This is a genomic window from Streptomyces sp. NPDC007896, assembly GCF_042959425.1.
Classification (GTDB): domain Bacteria; phylum Actinomycetota; class Actinomycetes; order Streptomycetales; family Streptomycetaceae; genus Streptomyces.
This window is the reverse complement of the sequence record NZ_JBIBKX010000004.1, coordinates 210304-230213: the sequence shown is the minus strand read 5'-3', so window position 1 is coordinate 230213 and position 19910 is coordinate 210304. Positions and strand designations below refer to the sequence as shown.

Annotated in this window: 19 protein-coding genes; 5 read left to right on the top strand and 14 right to left on the bottom strand. The window is 71.2% G+C overall.

Features of this window, described 5'->3' with window-relative positions:
* Positions 1-67 precede the first annotated feature (67 nt).
* On the top strand, positions 68-1054 hold the full coding sequence (locus ACFZDJ_RS15670; protein ID WP_391059485.1) for a heavy metal transporter: 987 nt from the start codon (positions 68-70) through the stop codon (positions 1052-1054).
* A gap of 350 nt (positions 1055-1404) precedes the next feature.
* Complete coding sequence (locus ACFZDJ_RS15665; RefSeq protein ID WP_168510944.1) at positions 1405-1848, top strand: ATP-binding protein; 444 nt, start codon at positions 1405-1407, stop codon at positions 1846-1848.
* A gap of 182 nt (positions 1849-2030) precedes the next feature.
* Here the strand turns inward: ACFZDJ_RS15665 and ACFZDJ_RS15660 are convergent, their stop codons facing one another.
* Both ACFZDJ_RS15660 and fdxA read right to left on the bottom strand, forming a co-directional pair.
* Complete coding sequence (locus ACFZDJ_RS15660) at positions 2031-3125, bottom strand: bifunctional succinyldiaminopimelate transaminase/glutamate-prephenate aminotransferase (RefSeq protein WP_384911639.1); 1095 nt, start codon at positions 3123-3125, stop codon at positions 2031-2033.
* A 154-nt stretch (positions 3126-3279) separates the two neighbouring features.
* Entirely contained in the window at positions 3280-3600 is a 321-nt protein-coding gene (gene fdxA / locus ACFZDJ_RS15655) for a ferredoxin (RefSeq protein WP_018089397.1), read from the bottom strand.
* Positions 3601-3740: 140 nt separating this feature from the next.
* Here fdxA and ACFZDJ_RS15650 point away from each other — a divergent pair, with 140 nt between their 5' ends.
* Both ACFZDJ_RS15650 and ACFZDJ_RS15645 read left to right on the top strand, forming a co-directional pair.
* On the top strand, positions 3741-4781 hold the full coding sequence (locus ACFZDJ_RS15650) for a GNAT family N-acetyltransferase (protein ID WP_391059483.1): 1041 nt from the start codon (positions 3741-3743) through the stop codon (positions 4779-4781).
* A gap of 17 nt (positions 4782-4798) precedes the next feature.
* Complete coding sequence (locus tag ACFZDJ_RS15645) at positions 4799-5650, top strand: tetratricopeptide repeat protein (protein WP_391059480.1); 852 nt, start codon at positions 4799-4801, stop codon at positions 5648-5650.
* Between the two features lies 1 nt (position 5651).
* On the opposite strand, the gene ACFZDJ_RS15640 is transcribed toward ACFZDJ_RS15645, so the two are convergent.
* From ACFZDJ_RS15640 to ACFZDJ_RS15605, 8 genes are all read right to left on the bottom strand, one after another.
* Complete coding sequence (locus tag ACFZDJ_RS15640; RefSeq protein ID WP_168510936.1) at positions 5652-6266, bottom strand: DNA-binding response regulator; 615 nt, start codon at positions 6264-6266, stop codon at positions 5652-5654.
* Positions 6263-7438: a histidine kinase gene (locus ACFZDJ_RS15635; protein WP_391059478.1), complete on the bottom strand. Its 1176-nt coding sequence runs from the start codon at positions 7436-7438 to the stop codon at positions 6263-6265. Before ACFZDJ_RS15635 ends, ACFZDJ_RS15640 begins: the two co-directional genes overlap by 4 nt.
* On the bottom strand, positions 7435-8175 hold the full coding sequence (locus ACFZDJ_RS15630; RefSeq protein ID WP_390932360.1) for an ABC transporter permease: 741 nt from the start codon (positions 8173-8175) through the stop codon (positions 7435-7437). Before ACFZDJ_RS15630 ends, ACFZDJ_RS15635 begins: the two co-directional genes overlap by 4 nt.
* Positions 8172-9098, bottom strand: a complete 927-nt coding sequence (locus ACFZDJ_RS15625; RefSeq protein WP_201264300.1) for an ABC transporter ATP-binding protein — start codon at positions 9096-9098, stop codon at positions 8172-8174. Before ACFZDJ_RS15625 ends, ACFZDJ_RS15630 begins: the two co-directional genes overlap by 4 nt.
* Positions 9099-9252: 154 nt before the next feature.
* Positions 9253-11517, bottom strand: a complete 2265-nt coding sequence (locus ACFZDJ_RS15620; protein ID WP_391059474.1) for a hypothetical protein — start codon at positions 11515-11517, stop codon at positions 9253-9255.
* Positions 11518-11677: 160 nt separating this feature from the next.
* Positions 11678-12097 (bottom strand): DUF6113 family protein, encoded by a 420-nt coding sequence (locus ACFZDJ_RS15615; protein WP_389598194.1) that lies wholly within the window; start codon positions 12095-12097, stop codon positions 11678-11680.
* Complete coding sequence (gene mshB / locus ACFZDJ_RS15610) at positions 12097-13062, bottom strand: N-acetyl-1-D-myo-inositol-2-amino-2-deoxy-alpha-D-glucopyranoside deacetylase (RefSeq protein ID WP_391059471.1); 966 nt, start codon at positions 13060-13062, stop codon at positions 12097-12099. The genes ACFZDJ_RS15615 and mshB overlap by 1 nt, the downstream gene beginning before the upstream one ends.
* Positions 13063-13131: 69 nt before the next feature.
* Positions 13132-13326, bottom strand: a complete 195-nt coding sequence (locus tag ACFZDJ_RS15605) for a hypothetical protein (protein WP_054228237.1) — start codon at positions 13324-13326, stop codon at positions 13132-13134.
* Between the two features lie 176 nt (positions 13327-13502).
* On the opposite strand from ACFZDJ_RS15605, the gene ACFZDJ_RS15600 reads away from it, so the two are divergent.
* On the top strand, positions 13503-15632 hold the full coding sequence (locus tag ACFZDJ_RS15600; protein WP_390932368.1) for a prolyl oligopeptidase family serine peptidase: 2130 nt from the start codon (positions 13503-13505) through the stop codon (positions 15630-15632).
* Positions 15633-15879: 247 nt separating this feature from the next.
* Here ACFZDJ_RS15600 and ACFZDJ_RS15595 read toward each other — a convergent pair whose 3' ends face one another.
* Genes ACFZDJ_RS15595 through ACFZDJ_RS15580 form a run of 4 tightly spaced genes read right to left on the bottom strand, consistent with a single transcriptional unit; the run spans position 15880 to position 19843 of the window.
* A complete protein-coding gene (locus ACFZDJ_RS15595) occupies positions 15880-16929 on the bottom strand; it encodes a dipeptide ABC transporter ATP-binding protein (protein WP_390932370.1) in 1050 nt (349 codons plus the stop codon).
* Positions 16922-17935: an oligopeptide/dipeptide ABC transporter ATP-binding protein gene (locus ACFZDJ_RS15590; RefSeq protein ID WP_390932371.1), complete on the bottom strand. Its 1014-nt coding sequence runs from the start codon at positions 17933-17935 to the stop codon at positions 16922-16924. Before ACFZDJ_RS15590 ends, ACFZDJ_RS15595 begins: the two co-directional genes overlap by 8 nt.
* Before the next feature lie 5 nt (positions 17936-17940).
* Positions 17941-18927 carry an ABC transporter permease gene (locus ACFZDJ_RS15585; RefSeq protein WP_168510922.1) on the bottom strand — a complete coding sequence of 329 codons (987 nt, stop codon included), beginning with the start codon at positions 18925-18927 and terminating at the stop codon, positions 17941-17943.
* Complete coding sequence (locus ACFZDJ_RS15580; protein WP_168510920.1) at positions 18920-19843, bottom strand: ABC transporter permease; 924 nt, start codon at positions 19841-19843, stop codon at positions 18920-18922. The genes ACFZDJ_RS15585 and ACFZDJ_RS15580 overlap by 8 nt, the downstream gene beginning before the upstream one ends.
* Positions 19844-19910: the final 67 nt, after the last annotated feature.

Sequence of the window (19910 nt, the reverse complement as noted above, 5' to 3'; positions counted from 1 at the left end):
CTCTGCCGCGCACGGGTTGTCCACAACCCCATACGTCGCCAACAGTCGCCTCCAGTACCTTGTAGGCGTGCCAGAGCCGTCCCCCACTCCTGTCCGGCGCGGCCGCCTCTTCCGTTTCGGGGCGGCCGTCGTAGTGATGCTCGCGCTCGCGGGGTACCTCGCGGTGCAGTACCTCACAGGGGGGACGGGTGCGCCGCGCTGCAGAGTCGTCTCGGGCAAGAGCGACGGCGCGTCGTACGAGTTCACCCCGGAGCAGGCGGTGAACGCGGCGACGATCTCGGCGGTCGGCACCACCCGCGGGCTGCCGGAGCGCGCCGTGGCCATCGCCCTCGCGACCGCGCTCCAGGAGTCGGGGCTGCGCAACATCCAGCACGGCGACCGGGACTCGCTCGGTCTGTTCCAGCAGCGCCCCTCGCAGGGCTGGGGGACGACGAAGCAGATCATGGACCCGACGTACGCGGCCGGCATGTTCTACGAACACCTGGCCAAGGTGCCGGGCTACACGCGGCTGCCGCTCACCGTCGCAGCGCAGCGCGTGCAGCGCAGCGGCTATCCGCAGGCGTACGCGAAGCACGAGCCGGACGCGACACTGCTGGCCGCGGCCCTGACCGGCCGCGCGGCGGCCACGCTGACCTGTGAGGGCCGCCCGGGGGCGACCCCGGTCGGCGGCCCGGACTCGGTGCGCGCCGCGCTCGTACGGGACTTCGGGCGCGAGGTGGTGCAGGACGCGGGAGCCGATGTGAGCACCGCGGGCTCCTCCGCCTCCTCGGCGGCTTCCCCGACACCGACCCCCTCGCCGACCGTCTCCGGCCGGACCGTGACCGTGCCCGTGCGCAAGGACCCCACAGGCGGCTCCACCGTCCGCCAGCGTGGCTGGGAGCTGGCGCACTGGGCGGTGGCCAACTCCTCGGCGCTGCACATCCAGCGGGTCTCCTACGCGGGGCGGGAGTGGACGGCAGGGGAAAGGAACGGCGAGTGGCGCGCGGCGGACGCCAAGGGCGGTTCGACGACGACGCAGTCCGCCGCCGAGGTCCGCATCGTCACCGCGCAGTAGTACGGGGCCTCACCTGTACGAGGGATGCGCGGCGTGGCGCGTTGCCGCTGCGAGCAGGTTTTCGCGCGCTCACTCCAGAATCCGCCGGACCCCTTGGAAACAAAGGGCCGTAAGGATTCGGCAGACTTTCCGACCGGACACTCTTTGCCCGTTTTTATCCACAACTGATAATGCGACGCATTACCAACTCTTTACGTCGGGCCACCGCAACCTTCGCGGGTCTCGAGCGGTAGTCACTGCGTCCGAGCCCGGAACGATCAACGGGTCGCCCGACAGCCGGTCGGCGGCCGAACGGTCAGCTCCCGGGCACGGGTGGACACTTCACCGTTCTCTTCCGTCTAAGGAGCATCATGTCCCTCCCCCTGACCCGCCGGATCGCCCGTGCCGCGCTGCTCATCGCAGCGGGAGCGGCGCCCGTGGTCGGTGCGGCCGGCTCCGCCAGCGCGGCGGCCGAACTCCCGGCCACGCCCAACCTCGGCGGGCTGACCGCTCTGGACGGCGCGCACGTCGGCAACACGGTCGACGGTGCGACGCAGAACGTCACCGGGCTCGCGGACACGACCGGCGGCAACGCCCTCAAGAAGGCCGTCCCGGCCGCGGGCAAGACGGGTGGCAGTGTCGCCAGGACGGCGACGCCGGCCGCGCAGAAGGTGGCCGGGGACGCGGCGGGGCAGGCCGGGGGTCTGCTCGGTGACACCGCGAAGACCGCCGGTGGTGGTCTTCCGACGGACGCGGTGACCAAGGGTGGTCTGCCGACGGGGCAGCTGCCGCTGAAGGGGCTGCCGCTCGGCTAGCCGCCGGGACCGTACACATGCTGTAGCTGTACGGCGAAGGGGTCCAGGGAGTTTCCCTGGACCCCTTCGCGTGTGTCGGTTCCTGGCGTGCGGGCCGGTGGGGGCTGGGCGCGCCCACGCGGCGGAGCCGCAAATGTCACAGCCCCGCGCCCCTAAAGGGCGCGCTCCTCGCCAGGGGTTTCTCAGCCGAGGCGTTCTACCGCCGCCGCCACCCGCTCGTCCGTCGCCGTCAGGGCCACGCGGACGAAGTTCTCGCCCGCCTCGCCGTAGAAGTCGCCCGGGGCGACGAGGATGCCCAGTTCGGCCAGATGGGCGACGGTGTCCCAGCAGGACTCGCCGCGGGTGGCCCACAGGTACAGGCTCGCCTCGCTGTGTTCGATGCGGAAGCCGTGGCGCAGCAGCGCCTCGCGCAGGGCGGTGCGGCGGGCCGCGTAGCGCTCGCGCTGTTCGCGGACGTGGACGTCGTCCGCGAGGGCGGCGACCACCGCGGCCTGGGTCGGCGCGGACGTCATCATGCCGCCGTGCTTGCGGATCTGGAGGAGGTCGCCGAGGACGGCGGGGTCACCGGCGAGGAACGCGGCGCGGTAGCCGGCCAGGTTCGAGCGCTTCGAGAGCGAGTGGACCGAGACGATCCCCTCGTACGAGCCGCCGCAGACGTCCGGGTGCAGGACCGAGACCGGATCGGCCTCCCAGCCCAGCTCGAGGTAGCACTCGTCGGAGAACACGAGGATGTCGTGCTCGCGGGCCCACGCGACGATCCGGGTGAGTTCCTGGGCGGAGAGGACCCTGCCCGTCGGGTTCGACGGGGAGTTCAGCCACAGGAGCTTCAGGTCGGTCGGGTCCAGCTCCGTGGGGTCGTCGTAGACCACGTGGTCCGCGCGGGCCAGGCGCGCGCCGACCTCGTACGTCGGGTACGCGAGGCGCGGGTACGCCACCTTGTCGCCGGGGCCCAGGCCCAGCTGGGTGGGGAGCCAGGCGACGAGTTCCTTGGAGCCGACGATCGGGAGCACGTGGTGGTGCGTGACGTCCCGCGCGCCGAGCCTCCGCTCGACCCAGCCGGTGAGCGCGTCCCGCAGTTCGGGCGTGCCCCACACCGTGGGATAGCCCGGCGAGTCCGCGGCCGCGACCAGAGCTTTCTGGATCAGCTCGGGCACCGGGTCGACCGGGGTGCCGACGGACAGGTCGACGATGCCGCCCGGATGAGCGGCGGCCGTCGCCTTGAAGGGCTCCAGCTTGTCCCAGGGGAAGACGGGAAGCCGGTCGGAGACTGCGGACACGGGATCGGGCTCACTTTCTCGTTCGTACGACCCGTACAGACACGGCCTGCGCGCCTGTGGCCGGTACGGGCCGCTACGGCAAACGCCTCGGCCCCGCACGGCGATCGAGGAGATCGGGCCGTACGGGACCGAGGCGGCGCGTAGGTGCGGCCGCTTACTGGTTCTGCGGCGGCAGCGCTGCGATGAAGGGGTGGTCGCGCTCGATCAGACCGAGCTTGCTGGCGCCGCCGGGCGAGCCGAGCTCGTCGAAGAACTCGACGTTCGCCTTGTAGTAGTCCTTCCACTCTTCGGGAGTGTCGTCCTCGTAGAAGATCGCCTCGACCGGGCACACCGGCTCACAGGCTCCACAGTCGACGCATTCGTCCGGGTGGATGTACAAGGACCGGGAGCCCTCGTAGATGCAGTCGACCGGGCACTCCTCGATGCACGCCTTGTCCTTGACGTCGACACAAGGCTGCGCGATGACGTAGGTCACGCTGTCGTTCCTCCTCGATAGGGCGCTGGCGGGCCTCCATAGGCTCCGCCGCCTGGCGCGCGGGAGCGCGGCGTCGTCGATGCCCGCACCTAGTATCTCCGTTCCGGGGCGTGATCCATACAGGAGGGGTGAACTGACCTGTGGAAATCTCTGCGGCCGGACGTCTCGAGGTCCGAATCACCGCTGCTGACGTGGGCAAACGTGTCTCTGTTCGGCGGATGATCGTAGATATCGAAGGTGCCGCCAGGGGTGAGAAGTTCACTGACACGGTCGGTGTTCTCACATCATGGAACAAGGGTGTGCTGCTGATCACACGACGGGACGGCGAGATCGTCCGGATTCCGGAGTCCTCGCTGGTCGCGGGCAAAGTCGTACCGGCCGCCCCGGCGCGTCGGCGGGGCCCCGCGGCCTCGTACGAGGAGCTGGCGCGGGTCGCCGCGCGGGCCTGGCAGCCGGTGGAGAGCGAGCGGCTCGGCGACTGGGAGCTGCGGGCGGCCTCCGGGTTCACCCGGCGCGCGAACTCCGTGCTGCCGCTCGGCGACCCGGGCGTGCCGCTCGACGAGGCGCTGACGTACGTACGTGACTGGTACGCGGCCCGTGAGCTGCCCGCCTACGTCCAGACCGCCACCGGGGCCGAGGGCACGCAGGAGGTGCTGTGCGCGGAGCTGGAGGCGCGCGGCTGGGCGCGTGAGGTGAGCGCCGGGCTGTGGATCGGCGCGCTCGCGCCGCTCGCCGACCGCGAGGCCCCGGAGGCCTCCGGGGTGGTCCTCGCCCGCGTGGCCGACGAGGCATGGCTGGGCCGCTACCAGCGCAAGGGGCTGAGCGAGGTCGCGCTGCACGTCCTGGGCAGCGGGCCCTCGGTGTGGTTCGCGACGGTGCCCGGCGCCGAGGGGGAGCCTCCGGCCGCGATCGGGCGGTGTGTCGTCGACGGGCGGTGGGCCGGTTTCGCGGCCGTCGAGGTCGACCCCGCCCAGCGCCGCCGGGGCCTCGCCACCGCCGTCATGGCCGCGCTCGCCCGTCGCGCCCTGGACGAGGGCGCCTCGGCGGCCTGGCTCCAGGTGGAGACGGACAACGCCGGGGCGCGGGCGCTGTACGCCCAGATGGGCTTCGAGGCGCATCACACGTACCACCACTACCGCGCGCCTCAAGTGTCCGCCGACGACCGCCGTCGACCGGCGTGAAGGGGTACGAGACCGCCATGCCTTCCCCCCATCCCCCGGAGCCGGAGCGGGCCGCCGAGGTGCGGCGCAGGTTCGCCGAGGAGGCGCGGTCCGAGCGACCCGACCTGGCGGCGCTGTGTCTGCTGATCGGGGCGGCGGCGGACGGCACGCTGGACGAGGCGGGGACCGACGCGGCGCAGATCGAACTCGACCGGCTCGCCGGACAGCTGCCGTTCCGGCCCGGTGGGGCGCTGCCCTGGGCGACCGCGCTCGCCGAGCTGCTCGGCGGGCGCTGCGGGTTCCGGGGCTCGCCCGGGGACTATCAACGGCTGGAGTCGTCGCTGCTGCACGCGGTGCTGCGGCGGCGGCGCGGGCTGCCCATCCTGCTCTCCGTGGTGTGGATGGAGGTGGCCAGGCGGGCCGGCGCGCCGGTGTACGGGGTCGCCCTGCCCGGGCATTTCGTGGTGGGCTTCGGGCCGGCCGAGCAGCAGGTGCTCGCCGACCCCTTCGACGGGGGGCGGGTGCTGAGCGGCTCCGATGCCGAGCTGCTCGTGCAGGGCGCCACCGGGGCGCCTCTCGATCCCTCGATGCTCGTCCCCGCCCCTCCGCTCGACGTGGTCGTGCGGATCCTGAACAACGTCCGGGCGTGGGCGGCGGCGCGGCCGGAGCGGTCGGATGTCAGCCTGTGGGCCGTGGAGTTGTCGCTGCTGTTGCCTTCGCATCCTGCGCGGTTGCGGTACGAGCGGGCTCAGTTGCTTGTGCAGCGTGGGGATTTTCTGGGTGGAGCCGCGGAGTTGGATGCCTACGCCGATGTGGTCGCCGCGGTGGATCCGCCTTCGGCGGAGAAGGTTCGGGGGCAGGCTCGGGCGGCTCGGGCGATGTTGAACTGAGCTACAGCCAGCCCTTCTCTCGTGCTATCCGGACTGCCTCCGCCCTGTTGCGTGCCGCCAGCTTCTGGATCGCTGTCGAGAGGTAGTTGCGGACCGTGCCCTGCGAGAGGTGGAGGGCGGTGGCCAGTTCGGCGTTGGTGGAGCCGTCGGCCGCCGCGCGGAGGATCTCGCGCTCGCGGTCGGTGAGGGGGTTGGCGCCCTCGGCGAGGGCGGCGGCCGCGAGGGTGGGGTCGATGACCCGTTCGCCGGCGAGCACCTTGCGGACCGCCGCGGCGAGTTGGGCGGCCGGGGCGTCCTTGACCAGGAAGGCGTCGGCGCCGGACTCCATGGCGCTGCGCAGATAGCCGGGGCGGCCGAAGGTCGTGAGGATGAGCAGTTTGATGCCGGGAAGTTCCTTGTGGACCTCGGCCGCCGCCTCGATACCCGTCTTGCCCGGCATCTCGATGTCGAGGAGCGCCACGTCCACGTCGTGGGCGCGGGCCGCGGCCAGCACCTCGTCGCCGCGCGCCACCTGGGCGACCACCTCGATGTCGGGCTCGAGGCCCAGCAACGCGGCCAGCGCCTCGCGGACCATCGACTGGTCCTCGGCGAGCAGGACCTTGATCGTGCGGCTCATGCACCGGATCCTACGGGGTGATCGGCGGCCTCGAAGGGGGCCTGTGCCGGTACCCGTGCGACCAGCCGGAAGCCGTGCCGCACCCGGCCCGCCTCCAGGGCTCCGCCCGCCTTCTCCAGCCGCTCGGTCAGGCCCGTCAGACCGTTGCCCGGACCATGGCCCGAGCCGCCCGAACCGTCGTCCTCCACGCTCAGTTCGAGCACCGGGCCGTCCAGTGTCTGGCGGCGGACGAGCTCCACGGTGCAGCGCCGGGCCCCGCTGTGCCGTACGACGTTGGTGATCGCTTCCCGCAGCGCCCAGGCGAGCGCGGACTCGCTCTCCTCGGCGACATCGGTGAGGTCCGGCTCGGCGGGCAGCTCCGCGGTGACGCCCGCCGCCGTCAACGCGACCTGTGCGCCCGCGAGTTCGCCGGACAGCCGGGGCCGCCGATAGCCGGTGACCGCCTCGCGCACGTCGACGAGGGCCTGCCGGCTGACCTGTTCGATGTCCGCGACCTGCTGGGCCGCCTTCTCGGGGTGGTCGGGAAGCATCCGGCCGGCCAGCTCGCTCTTGAGGGTGATCAGGGAGAGCGAGTGACCCAGCAGGTCGTGCAGATCGCGGGCCAGGCGCAGGCGCTCCTCGTTCGCGGCCAGTTGGGCGACCGTCGCACGGGCCTCGCGCAGCGCGATCGTGGTGCGGATCAGTTCGCGGACGCCGGTCATGGCGAACCCGCCGAGGAACGCCGGGATGAGCAGCCCCGCCAGATACGCCTTGCCGCCCGAAACGGCCAGGGCGATCGCCGTCAGCACGGCGGAGACGGCCGGGATGGCCCAGCGCGCCAACCGCAGCGGGAGCACCGCGCCGGACGCGATCGAGACGTACACGAACAGGACGAGCCACTCCCGCCCCAGGGTGAAGGAGAGCAGGGCGGCCTCGGCCGCGAGGACCACGAGCGAGACGAACACGAAGGGGGTCGTCTCGCCGCGGCCGGTACGGAAGACCAGCGCCCCGTACCACCCGACGAAGGCCACCAGGCCGAACCAGCCGAGCACGACGACACCGGAGCTGTGCCCGCCGTGCACCAGGTCGCTGACGGGGGCGCTCAGATAGACGAGCCAGATGCCGGTCCAGATGGCCTTGACCATCTTCTGCCTGCGATTCTGCGGGGGTTGCCCGATGCCGACGCTGCTCACGCCTTCAGCGTGTCCTTCCGGTACAGCCATGCCGCGCCGCCCGCGAAGAGGAGGAAGGAGACGGCGAGGATGACGAGGTCCTTCGCGTGCGGGGCGTCGCCCAGTTCGATGGATCGCCCGAGGGCAGCGTACGCGTGCGTGGGCAGCCAGGACGCGATCTTCTGGAGCCAGTCGGGGAAGGTGGTCGTGGGCATCCACAGGCCGCCGAGCACCGAGAGCCCGAAGTACAGGATCATCGTGATCGGGCGGACCGCGTCGCCGCTCGCGAGATAGCCGATGGCCACGCCGAGCGCGGCGAAGACGAGGCTGCCGGCCCAGATCGCGCCGGTGAGCGCGAACCACTGCCAGGCGTCCAGCCGTACGTGCTTCACGGCGGCGGCGACCGCGAAGACGACCACGATCGACGGCAGGCTGATCACGGCGGCGCTGGCGGTCTTCGCCAGGACATAGCCGCGGCCCGGCAGGGTGGTGAGCCTGAGCTGGCGCACCCAGCCGCTCTCGCGCTCCTTCGCGATGCGTTCGCTGTTGCCCATCAGGACCGCGGTCAGGGCGCCGAAGGAGGCCATCGAGACCATGAAGAAGGTCGGCAGGGTGAGCCCGGTTCCGGCCACCTTGGTGGTGCTGTCGGCGCTGCCCGCGATGAGCAGGAACAGGGCCGAGGGGTAGACCACCGAGAAGAACAGGAACTTCTTGTTGCGCAGGGCGCGGGTGATCTCGAGCTTGATGAGGCTGTTCACTGCGACTTCGCCTCCTCGGCGGCCGTGATGGCGACGAAGGCCTGCTCGAGCCCGAGCCCGGCGACTTCGAGATTGCGGGGGTAGAGGCCGAGCCCGTACAGCGCGTGTACGGTCGCGTCGGCGTCGGAGGACTGGATGCGGACGGTGTGCCCGGAGACGTCGATCGAGGTCAGGAAGGGCAGGGCGCGCAACGGGGCCTCGTCGATGGGGCCTTCCAGGTCGAAGGCGATACGGCGGGCGCCGGCCTTCGCCTTGATCTCGGCGGCGGTGCCGTCGGCCAGCAGACGGCCCCGGTGCAGTACGAGGACGCGGTCCGCGATGGCGTCGGCCTCCTCCAGGTAATGCGTGGCGAACAGGACGGTCCTGCCCTGGTCGGCCTGCTCGCGCATGGTGGCCCAGAAGGCCTGGCGGGCGGAGACGTCCATGCCGGTGGTGGGCTCGTCCAGGACGATGAGGTCGTTGGCGCCGGCGGTCGCGAGCGCGAAGCGGACGCGCTGTTCCTGGCCGCCGGAGAGTTTGTTGACCTTGCGGTCGGCTATCTGCGAGATGCCCGCACGGGCCAGCACGTCACTGACCTTGTACGGCTTCGGGTGCAGATCGCAGGCCAGCTTCACCAGCTCGCCGACCGTCACCTCGTCCATCAGACCGCCGCTCTGCAGCATGGCGCCCACCCGGCCGCCGACGATCGCCTCGCGGGGACCGGCGCCGAACACCCGGACCGCGCCGGTGTCGGGGTGCTTGAGGCCGAGGAGCAGGTCCAGCGTGGTCGACTTGCCCGCGCCGTTGGGACCCAGCAGGGCGACGGTCTCGCCGGGGTGCAGGTCGAGCGTCAGCCCGTCGACGGCCCGTACGTTCCCGTAGCTCTTGCTCACCTGATCGAACCCGACCACCGGGGTGGTGGCGGGCGCCGCTGTTGTCGTCATGGGGACCATCGTGGCCGCGATGGCCCGGTGCCCGGCAGTGTCGACGGTCCCGAGTGCCGCATGACAGATGTCATGCCGTGCGGCACTCCGTGCTACCACGACGGAGCCCCCGCCCGATGCGGGCAGGGGCTCCGTTCATCCGGACGACCGGAGGTCAGCTCGCTTTGGCGCCGATGACCCCGACGCGCTGCGCCGCCGTCTTGCCGCGCAGGACCTTGCCCAGTGCGGTGACGACGTCCTGCGGCGTGATGGCGCGCTTCCCGCTCGCGGTCTGGATCTGCACGCCGTCGAAGGTGGTGCCGTACGCCTTCTTGAGCGCCGTGAGGTCGTACGTCTCCACGAGCTTGCCGTTGACGACCTTGAAGCCGAGGATCTTCGGCAGTGACACGGGACCGAACTTGATGCTGTGCACCGCGTCGGTCCGAACGATGACGATGTCGGACATCGCGGGCTGCGCGAACTCCTTCATCTCCCGGTCGACCTCGGCGTTCGAGACGGTCGGCTGACGGGTCGTGGTGGCGACCTTCACCGGGGTGGCGGTGCCGGTCTCGACCTGGGCGCGGTACGCGTCCTCGACGGCCTGGATCGAGGCCGCCACGTCGATGCCCTTGCCCGCCTTGCCGTACACGGCGACGGCCTTGCCGGACTCGAACTTGATGGTGCCGTCGCTCACCGAACCGGAGCCGCCTGCGGTGCGCTCCAGGGCGGCCTGGAGCTTCTCCTCGTCGACGGGCATCGCCGGCTCGACGACACGCTGCTGACCGAACAGCGAGCCGATCACGGAGACCGGGTTGTAGTCGCTGCCCGCGGCGGCACGGACCGTGTCCTGGGCGTTGAACTGGAGCCCGGCCTGGTCCGGCTTGAGCGAGACCGTGGTGCCGTCCACCGACAGCTGAAGCGCCTTGTTCATACGGGCCCCGAAGGCGTCGTCGAGCTTCTTGACGGCCTCGTCGCGGGTGCCGCCGCCGATGTCGACGCCGAGCACCGTGGTGCCCTTGGGGACGTCCGAGCGGTTCATCAGCAGCCCCGCGCCGTAGACGGCACCGGCGATGAACACCACGCCGACGACCAGGAGCGTCAGCTTGCTGCGGCCCTTCTTCTTCGCCGGCTTCTTCGAGGAGGCGGCGGGCTTCGAGGCCGGCTCGGGCGCCTTCGGCGGGGTGTGCGGCAGCGGTCCGTCGGTGTGCGCGCCCGGCCCGAACGGGGAGTTCTGGGCGGCAGGCACGACGGGGATGCCGCTGGTCAGGGTGTGCCCGGAGACGTTGTCCACGGGGCCGCCGTAGCCCTGGCCGCCCGGACCGGGCGCGGGCTTCTGCGGGGTGAGGATCGCGGTGTCGTCGCTGAGGCCACCACCGGGGTATCCCGTGCCGAGGCCGGCCGCGCCGTGCCCGCCGGGGACGCCACGACCACCGGGGCCACCGGGACCCGCGGTCAGGCTGCCCGGAGCCGCGCCCGGGCCGACCGGCGGCACCAACGGGCCGTCACCGGTGACCGGACCGCCGGTCGGGCCCGCGGGACCGCCCCGGCCGTTCTCCGAGAAGTTCTCCGCGAAGTACGGGAGGTCGTCACGGCGCGGTTCGCCACCCGGCCCTGCGGGGCCACCCGGGCCTCCAGGGCCACCGGGGCCGCCCGGGCCGTCGCTTCCTATGGCCGGGAACGAAGCCGTGTTCCCCAGCGCCGCGGAGACGTCGAAGGAACCGGTGCCGCCGCCGTGACCGGGGGCCACGGGTCCGGCGCCGGTGGCACCGGGCAGCCCGGCACCGTTCGTACCGCCGCTCCCGGGGCGGGGCGCGTTCGCCCCGCCGGGCCGGGCACCGCCCGCACCGCCCAGGGGACCGGCGCCGTTCGCGCCACCGGGGGCACCCGGACGCGTACCGCCGGTGCCGTTGCCGCCCGGCGCGCCCGCGCCCTGCGGCGCCCCGGGACCCGTGGGTCCCGAACCGCCGGGCAGGCCCGCGCCATTGGTGGACCCGCCGCCCGGACCGCCGCCCGGCGCACCGGACTTGCGGGGTGCGAACCAGTCGCTGGTCTTCTCTCTGGCCGGAGCACCGCCCGCGGCGGCGGCTTCGGCCGAGGTCTCGGTGGCCGTGGACGCTGCCACGGGCGCACTCACGGCACGCTGCGCCTCCGCCGGGGCTCCCGCGGAACCGGCGGACTCGGCGGGCGACTCGGCGTCCCCGACCGGTGTGCGCACGACGACCGGCGGGATGGGCCGCGATCCGGGGATGTTGATCCGGATCCGTGTCGTCAGCGTGGTCTCGGTCTTGCGCTCCTCCGGCGGGGTGCCGCCGGCCGAACGGCCCGCGTCGGCACCGTTCTCGGAAACCGTGGGGGTCCCGTAGGGGGGCGTCCCCGACGGGTACGCGGCTCCACCGCGCCCGTTGGGCCCGGAGGACGAACTGTCAGTTTCACGACTCAAGGCAGGTTCTCCCGGTTGGCTCCGCCGCCCGTTTACTCGACCTCATCTCGGGCAGCTCGGCGGCGCGCACCACCATACTGGCCGCATTCGGCGCGCAAACCTCGCCCGCCCAGGAAACTCGCACGGGACCCGCACCTGTCCGCTACGGCGAAGTGGTACGTCACTTCCCAAGTCGGACGACGGAGTCGTGCGGTTGCCGCCCCAGACCAAGCGTGGCGCACATCACAGCCACGGCCATCCCGCCGAGCAGGAAGAGGTAGGAACCGAATCCCGCGCCGAAGAAGAAGTCCCCTTCCGGACGGGTGGAGGTGAGCAGGACGACCGCGATCATCCAGCCCACGGCGGGCGCGACGGCGCCGGCCCGGGAACCGGTCGCCCGCGATCCGCCCAGGAAGAGCCCGGCCGCGCCGGCCAGGGCGAGCAGCAACCCGCCCGGGAACCAGGCGGCTTGCACCAGCGTCCCGGCGGCCCCGACCACCGTGCCGAGCAGGAACAGGCCCAGGTGGGCCACGATCCGCCCGGCAGAGGGCCGTGGCAGCGGCTGGGCGAGCGCGCTCCCCCGCTGTCCCGACATGCTCATCACGCGTCCGCCTTTCCCTGCTCGATCCCCGTGGATCTCCGCTCGGTCCCCGTCGATCTCCGTTCGGTCCCCGTGGAACCCTGTTCGATCCCCGCGAAGAGGTCGGTCTCACGACCGGGTCCCGCGCGCTCCCCTCGCACCAACTCGTAGTACTCGGTGGTGAACAGCGGTTGCGCGAGTGCGTTCGACAGCGCGAACCAGGGTTCGGCCACCTCGATCTGGGTGGCGTGCGCCCGCATGGCGGCGGCCTTCGCGGTGGCGTACGCGGTCCCGTCGATCGCGGTGGTGACCACCGTGTCGTCGACCACGCCGGGTACGTCGGCCACGGCGGCGGAGTGCTCGAAGGGCAGTCCGGGCAGGGCCTCGCGCAGCCGTCGGAAGCCTTCCTCGACGACGGAGCGCGGGGCGCGGTTCCAGTAGACCTTGGTGATCTCCCAGGGCGCGCCGAGGTCGGGGCGGGCGGCGGGGTCCGCGGCCAGCTCGACGGCGCGCACGGCGACGCGGTGGGCCTGGATGTGGTCCGGGTGTCCGTAGCCCCCGTCGGGGTCGTAGGTGACGAGCACCTGGGGGCGGACCTCGCGGATCACCTCGACCAGGTACTCCGCGGCCTTGTCGACGTCGGCGGACCAGAAGGCGCCCGCACGGTGGTTCTGCTCCAGGCCCATCATCCCGGAGTCGCCGAAGCGCCCGGGACCGCCGAGGAAACGGTGGTCGGTGACCCCGAGCTCCTTCATGGCGGCGGCCAGCTCACCGATCCGGTGCGGGCCGAGCCCGCCCTCGCGGTCGGGCGCGAGATGCGCCAGCTCGGGCGGGATGACCTCGCCCTCCTCGCCGAGGGTGCAGGTCACCAGCGTCACATGGGCGCCCTCGGCCGTGTACCTGGCCATGGTCGCGCCATTGTTGATCGACTCGTCGTCCGGATGCGCGTGCACCAGGAGCAGACGCCGGTCGGGCAGTTCCGTCATGGAACCCACCCTACGAGGCGCCCGGCCCACCGCCGAGGCGGGCACGGGTCGTGGCCCCGAAGCTCCCCGTCAGAACTTGAAGCTGCCGATCATGTCCGCGACGTTCGTCGTCAGGTCGCTGATCGTGGGGGCCATCGTCGAAGAGGCGAGATAGAAGCCGAACAGGACACACACGACCGCATGGCCGGCCTTCAACCCGGACTTCCTGACCAGGATGACGACGATGATCGCCAGCAGCACCACCGCCGAAATCGAGAGTGCCACGGCGGCTCACCTCCAAAGATCCCAGGGACACGGGGGGTCGGACATGGGGGTCGGTAAATCCGTACAACGGCCAGCGGGTTCATACCCACACACCGCCAGTGATCATAACTATCCATACGCGCGCATCGATCGGCGCACGGCCGCACAAGGGGGCGCATGGCCAATATGGTCAAGGCATGACGACCGAGCCTCTCTCCTTCCCCCGCCGGTACGCCCGGACGCAGCGCTTCACCCTCGGCGCGCCCCGCGCGTTCACCGTCTCCCCGGACGGTTCCCGGGTGGTGTTCCTGAGGTCCTCCTCCGGTACGGACCGGGCGAATCAGCTGTGGGTCCTCGATGTGGCGGAGGGGCAGGAGCGCGTCGCGGCCGACCCGCGGACGCTGCTCGGCGGCGCCACCGAGCGCCTGTCGGCGGCGGAGCGGGCACGCCGCGAGCGCAGTCGCGAGGGCGGCGCGGGGATCGTCGGCTATGCCACGGACACGGCGGTCGAGCTGGCCTCTTTCGCCTTGTCAGGGCGGCTTTTCACGGCGGAGCTGCGGGCCGGTACGGCACGTGAACTCCGGGTCCCGGGACCGGTGATCGATCCGCGCCCCTCGCCCGACGGACGGCTCGTCGCGTACGTCCGCGGGGGCGCCCTGCGGGTCGTCGGCGCCGAGGGGGAGGGTGACCGGGCGCTCGTGGAGCCGGAGTCCGAGGCGGATCCGGGGACGGTTTCCTATGGATTGGCTGAGTTCATCGCGGCCGAGGAGATGGGGCGTTCGCGCGGTTTCTGGTGGTCTCCGGAAGGGGACCGGCTGCTGGTCGCGCGGGTCGACGACGCGCCGGTCCGGCGCTGGTGGATTTCCGATCCCGCACAACCGGAACGCGCTCCGCAGCAGGTCGGCTACCCGGCCGCCGGAACGGACAATGCGGATGTAAGGCTCTTCGTGGTCAGTCTCGACGGGGTGCGCACGGAGGTGGTCTGGGACCGGGCGCACTATCCGTATCTGGCGCATGTGCACTGGTCAGCGGCGGGCGCGCCGCTGATTCTGGTGCAGGCGCGGGACCAGCGCAGCCAGCTGTTCCTGGCCGTGGACCCGGACACCGGGGTGACCCGGATGGTGCACGCCGACGAAGATCGACAATGGCTTGATCTTTTCCCTGGTGTGCCGTGCTGGAGCCCGGCGGGACAGCTCGTACGGATCGCCGACGAGGGCGGTGCACGGGTCCTGGCCTTCGGCGAACGCCCGTTCACGGGACCGCAGTTGCATGTGCGCGCGGTGCTGGACGTCTCGGACGACGACGTGCTGATCTCGGCGTCGGCCGGCGAGGCGGCCACCGCCCCGGAGACGGGCGAGGTGCATGTCTACCGCGTCAACGAGCTCGGTGTCGAGCGTCTCTCCCAGGAACCCGGCGTGCACGCGGCGGTGCGCGGCGGGGGCGTGACCGTGCTGGTCTCCTCGGTGCCGGACCGGCCGGGCGCCCAGGTGCAGGTGCTGCGGGACGGAAAGCGTGCGGCGACTGTCACGTCGTATGCGGAAAGTCCCGGTCTGTCCCCGCGCGTGACGCTCACCGAGGGGGGCGCACGAAAAATCTCATGCGCCCTGCTTATGCCTACTGACTACGACGGTGTCACTCCCCTCCCCGTGCTCATGGACCCCTACGGCGGTCCGCACGGCCCCCGGGTGCTGGCCGCGCACAACGCGCACCTCACCTCGCAGTGGTTCGCCGACCAGGGCTTCGCGGTGATCGTCGCCGACGGCCGCGGCACCCCCGGCCGCTCCCCCGCCTGGGAGAAGGCGGTCCGCGACGACTTCACGCTCACCCTCGACGACCAGATCGACGCGCTGCACGGCCTCGCGGAGCGGTTCCCGCTGGATCTGTCCCGGGTGGCGATCCGGGGCTGGTCGTTCGGCGGCTGGCTCGCGGGGCTCGCCGTGCTGCGCCGCCCCGACGTCTTCCACGCGGGCATCGCGGGCGCCCCGGTCACCGACTGGCGGCTGTACGACACCCACTACACGGAGCGCTACCTCGGTGACCCGGCGGCGGCCGCGGAGGTGTACGCGAAGAGCTCGCTGATCACGGACGACGGCCTGTCCGCGCCCGCCGAGCCGCACCGGCCGCTGATGATCGTGCACGGCCTCGCGGACGACAACGTGGTGGTCGCGCACGCCCTGCGGCTCTCCTCGGCGCTCCTGGCCGCGGGCCGCCCGCACGAGGTGCTGCCCCTGTCGGGCGTCACCCACATGACCCCGCAGGAACAGGTCGCGGAGAACCTGCTCCTGCTCCAGGTGGACTTCCTAAGGCGCGCCCTCAAACTGAGCTGAGCCACGAATCTCCGCAGAGCACCGCAACCATCAATTGAGGAACCCCGACGAAACCCCAGCCACGTCCGCGAGAGCGGCGCCGACTTAGGCGCAAAGGGGTGTGCGACGGGCCGGGGCGACATGGCGCGCCCCGGCCCATCTACGGCACCCGCACGGCCGTACGCTGATTACCTTGACGCGTCCGTATATCGGTGCCGCTTCGGCCAAGTTGCCTGCGTGTTAACGAAGTTCGCCAGCATTTGCGGGGTTATGTCGCCCGCTCGGGCGGTTCCTCCGGCGGTACGACCCGCTTCTCCTCCGCGAAGTGGCAGGCCGAGTCGTGCGCGGCCGGGCCCACCACGAAGCGGAACTCCGCGGGCACCGCGAGCAGCGGCACCTCCAGCGTGCAGCGCTCCTGGGCCTTCCAGCAGCGGGTGCGGAAGCGGCAGCCGGAGGGGATGTTCGCCGGGGAGGGCACGTCTCCGGTGAGGATGATCCGCTCCCGGCGTTCGCGGGCCTGCGGGTCGGGTACGGGCACGGCGGAGAGCAGGGCCTGCGTGTAGGGGTGCGTCGGGTGGTCGTAGATCTCGGCGTCCCTGCCGGTCTCCACGATCCGTCCGAGGTACATCACGCCGACCCGGTCGGAGATGTGCCGCACGATGGAGAGGTCGTGCGCGATGAAGACGTAGCTCAGGTCGAACTCGTCCTGGAGCCGCTCCATCAGGTTGATCACCTGCGCCTGCACCGAGACGTCGAGCGCGGAGACGGGCTCGTCGGCGACGATGATCTCGGGGCGCAGCGCCAACCCCCGTGCGATGCCGATGCGTTGGCGCTGGCCGCCGGAGAACTGGTGCGGGTAGCGGTTGATGTATTCGGGGTTGAGGCCGACCACGTCCAGCAGCTCCTGGACGCGTCTCCTGCGGTCGCCCTTGGGCGCGACCTCGGGGTGGATCTCGTAGGGCTCCCCGATGATGTCGCCGACGGTCATGCGCGGGTTGAGCGAGGTGTACGGGTCCTGGAAGACCATCTGGATGTTGCGGCGTACGGCCTTGAGCGCCTTGCCGGACAGCTTGGTGATGTCCTCGCCCTTGTACTTGATCGTCCCGTCCGTCGGTTTCTCCAGGTTGACCAGCATCCTGGCGACCGTCGACTTGCCGCAGCCGGACTCGCCGACGATGCCGAGGGTCTCGCCCGCGGCGAGTTCGAAGTCGACTCCGTCGACGGCCCTGACCGCGCCGATCTGCTTCTTGAAGAGGATCCCCCGCGTCAGCGGGTAGTGCTTGACCAGGCCCCTGACCTCCAGAATCGCCTCAGCCATCGAGGCACTCCCGCCAGAAGAAGCAGGCGCTGGTGCGGGCCCCGGCTTCCTGGTCCGCCCCTTCCTGGTCCATCCCTTCACGGTCCACCTCGAACAGCGGCGGCACCTCGGTGCGGCAGATGTCCTGGGCCATCGGACAGCGCGGGTTGAAGGCGCAGCCGGGCGGGATGTGCATCAGGTTGGGCGGCAGGCCCTTGATCGCGTAGAGCTCGTGGCCCTTCTGGTCGAGGCGCGGGATCGACTCCAGGAGGCCCTTGGTGTACGGGTGGGCGGGGGCCTTGTAGATGTCGTGGACCGGTGCGGACTCGACGATCCGGCCCGCGTACATGACGGCGATCCGGTCGGCGACGTCCGCGACGACGCCGAGGTCGTGGGTGATGAGGATGAGCCCCATGTCGAGCTCGCGCTGCAGCTCGGCGAGCAGGTCCATGACCTGGGCCTGGACGGTGACGTCGAGGGCGGTGGTCGGCTCGTCGGCGATGATCAGGGCGGGCTCCAGGGCCAGCGCCATGGCGATCATGATGCGCTGGCGCATCCCGCCGGAGAACTGGTGCGGATAGTCCCGCACCCGGTCGGCGGCGGCCGGGATGCGCACCCGGTCCATCAGCTCGATCGCCTTGGCTCGGGCGCCCTTGCGGGACATCCCGCGGTGCACGGTGAACATCTCGCCGAGCTGGTCGCCGACGCTGAGCACGGGGTTGAGGGAGGACAGCGCGTCCTGGAAGATCATCGCCATCTCGGCGCCGCGGACCTTGCGCCGCTCGTCCTCCTTGAGCTTCAGCAGGTCCCGGCCCTGGAAGAGGATCTCGCCGCCGGTGATCCGCCCGGGCGGCATGTCGAGGATGCCCATCACGGCCTGCGCGGTGACGGACTTGCCCGAGCCGGACTCGCCGAGGACGGCGAGCGTCTCGCCCTCGTCCACGCCGTAGTCGACCCCGTTGACGGCCTTGGCGACCCCGTCCCGGGTGCGGAACTCCACGTGCAGATCGCGTACTTCGAGCAGCACGGCCGTCACCTCAGCTTCGGGTCGAGGGCGTCGCGCACCGCGTCGCCGAGCATGATGAACGCGAGCACGGTGATCGCGAGGGCGCCGGCGGGCCACAGCAGCATGTGCGGGGCCGTGCGGATGTAGGCGGAGGCCGAGGAGATGTCGATGCCCCAGCTGACCGTGGGGGGCTTCAGGCCGACGCCGAGGTAGGAGAGCGTCGCCTCCAGCGCGATGTAGGTGCCGAGCGCGATGGTGGCGACGACGATGACCGGCGCGACGGCGTTGGGGGTGATGTGCCGCAGCATCAGCCGGGAGTTCGAGGCGCCGAGGGCGCGGGCGGCCTGGACGTAGTCGTTCTGCTTGATGGTGATGACGGAGCCGCGCGCGATCCGGGAGATCTGGGGCCAGCCGAGCAGCACCATGAATCCGATGACCGGCCAGATGGTGTTGCTGGTCACCACGGAGAGGAGGACCAGGCCTCCGAGCACGACGGGGATCGCGAAGAAGATGTCGGTGATCCGGGACAGGACCGAGTCGCCCACCCCGCCGAAGAACCCGGCGAGCCCGCCGAGCACCGAGCCGAGGATCGCGACGCCGAGGGTCGCGCAGACGCCGACGCTGATCGAGACGCGGGTCCCGTAGACCACCCGTGTGTAGACGTCGCAGCCCTGCCCGTCGAACCCGAAGGGGTGTCCCGGCTGCGAGCCCTCCTGGGCCTTGGCGAGGTCGCACTTGAGGGGGTTCTGGGTGGCGATCAGCGAGGGCCACAGGGAGATGACGACCAGGAAGAGGATGAGGAGCCCGGAGACGATGAAGACGGGATTGCGCCGCAGATCGCGCCAGGCGTCGGACCACAGGCTCCTGGGCTTCTCCTGAGGGCCCGTGCCCTCAGGACCGCCGGGTGTCCGCTCCAGGGTGGCGCCCTCGCTCGTGGCGAGGTCCATGGCGCCGCCCGCGCCGGTCGCGGCGATGGCACCGTCCCGCTGGTACGGCGGCAGCTGCTCAGGCATAGCGGATCCTCGGGTCGAGTACGGCGTAGAGGAGGTCGACGAGCAGGTTGGCGACCAGGAAGACGAGCACGAGGACGGTCACGAAGCCGACCACGGTCTGGGTGTTCTGCCGCACGATCCCCTGGTAGAGCTGGTAGCCGACGCCGTGGATGTTGAAGATCCGCTCGGTGACGATCGCGCCGCCCATGAGCGCGCCGATGTCCGTGCCGATGAAGGTGACCACGGGGATCAGCGAGTTGCGCAGCAGGTGCTTGGTGATCACCCGGTGCCGGGGCAGGCCCTTGGCGACGGCCGTACGGACGTAGTCGGACCGTTTGTTCTCGGCGATGGAGGTCCGGGTGAGCCGGGTGACGTAGGCGAGGGAGACCGAGGCGAGGACCAGTCCGGGCACGATCAGTTCGCCGAAGGCGGCGTCCGAGGAGACCGAGGGTCTGATCCAGCCCCACTCGACACCGAGCAACAGTTGCAGCAGCAATCCGGTGACGAAGGTCGGGATCGAGATGACGACGAGGCTGAGCAGCAGGACACCGGTGTCGACGGGCCGGCCGCGGCGCAGCCCGGTGACGACGCCCAGCAGGATACCGATGACGATCTCGAAGAGGATCGCGACGATCGTCAACCGGATGGTGACGGGGAAGGAGGTCGCCATCAGCTCGGTGACCGGCTGCCCGGTGAAGGCGGTGCCGAAGTCGCCGGTGAAGACATTGCCCATGTACGTGAGGTATTGCTGCCACAGCGGCTTGTCGAGGCCGAACTCCTTGCGCAGCTGGGCGGCGGTGGCGGGGTCGCACTGCCGCTCGCCGCACAGCCCCGCGATGGGGTCACCCATCACGTTCACCATCAGGAAGATCAAGAGCGTGGCACCGATGAAGACCGGGATCATCTGGAGCAGACGCCGGATCACATACCGTCCCATGAGGGCTCCGAAGGTTGTACGGGGCCCACACCCAGGTTCGCTTCAGCAACCCGGCGCATGCCCCGTG

Coding starts and splice junctions, on each gene's coding strand:
- ACFZDJ_RS15640 (WP_168510936.1), bottom strand. CDS start 6,266: ATGAGCCGCACGATCAAGGTCCTGCTCGCCGAGGACCAGTCGATGGTC.
- ACFZDJ_RS15645 (WP_391059480.1), top strand. CDS start 4,799: ATGCCTTCCCCCCATCCCCCGGAGCCGGAGCGGGCCGCCGAGGTGCGG.
- ACFZDJ_RS15600 (WP_390932368.1), top strand. CDS start 13,503: ATGACGACCGAGCCTCTCTCCTTCCCCCGCCGGTACGCCCGGACGCAG.
- ACFZDJ_RS15595 (WP_390932370.1), bottom strand. CDS start 16,929: ATGGCTGAGGCGATTCTGGAGGTCAGGGGCCTGGTCAAGCACTACCCG.
- ACFZDJ_RS15585 (WP_168510922.1), bottom strand. CDS start 18,927: ATGCCTGAGCAGCTGCCGCCGTACCAGCGGGACGGTGCCATCGCCGCG.
- ACFZDJ_RS15615 (WP_389598194.1), bottom strand. CDS start 12,097: ATGAGCATGTCGGGACAGCGGGGGAGCGCGCTCGCCCAGCCGCTGCCA.
- ACFZDJ_RS15580 (WP_168510920.1), bottom strand. CDS start 19,843: ATGGGACGGTATGTGATCCGGCGTCTGCTCCAGATGATCCCGGTCTTC.
- ACFZDJ_RS15625 (WP_201264300.1), bottom strand. CDS start 9,098: ATGACGACAACAGCGGCGCCCGCCACCACCCCGGTGGTCGGGTTCGAT.
- ACFZDJ_RS15665 (WP_168510944.1), top strand. CDS start 1,405: ATGTCCCTCCCCCTGACCCGCCGGATCGCCCGTGCCGCGCTGCTCATC.
- mshB (WP_391059471.1), bottom strand. CDS start 13,062: ATGACGGAACTGCCCGACCGGCGTCTGCTCCTGGTGCACGCGCATCCG.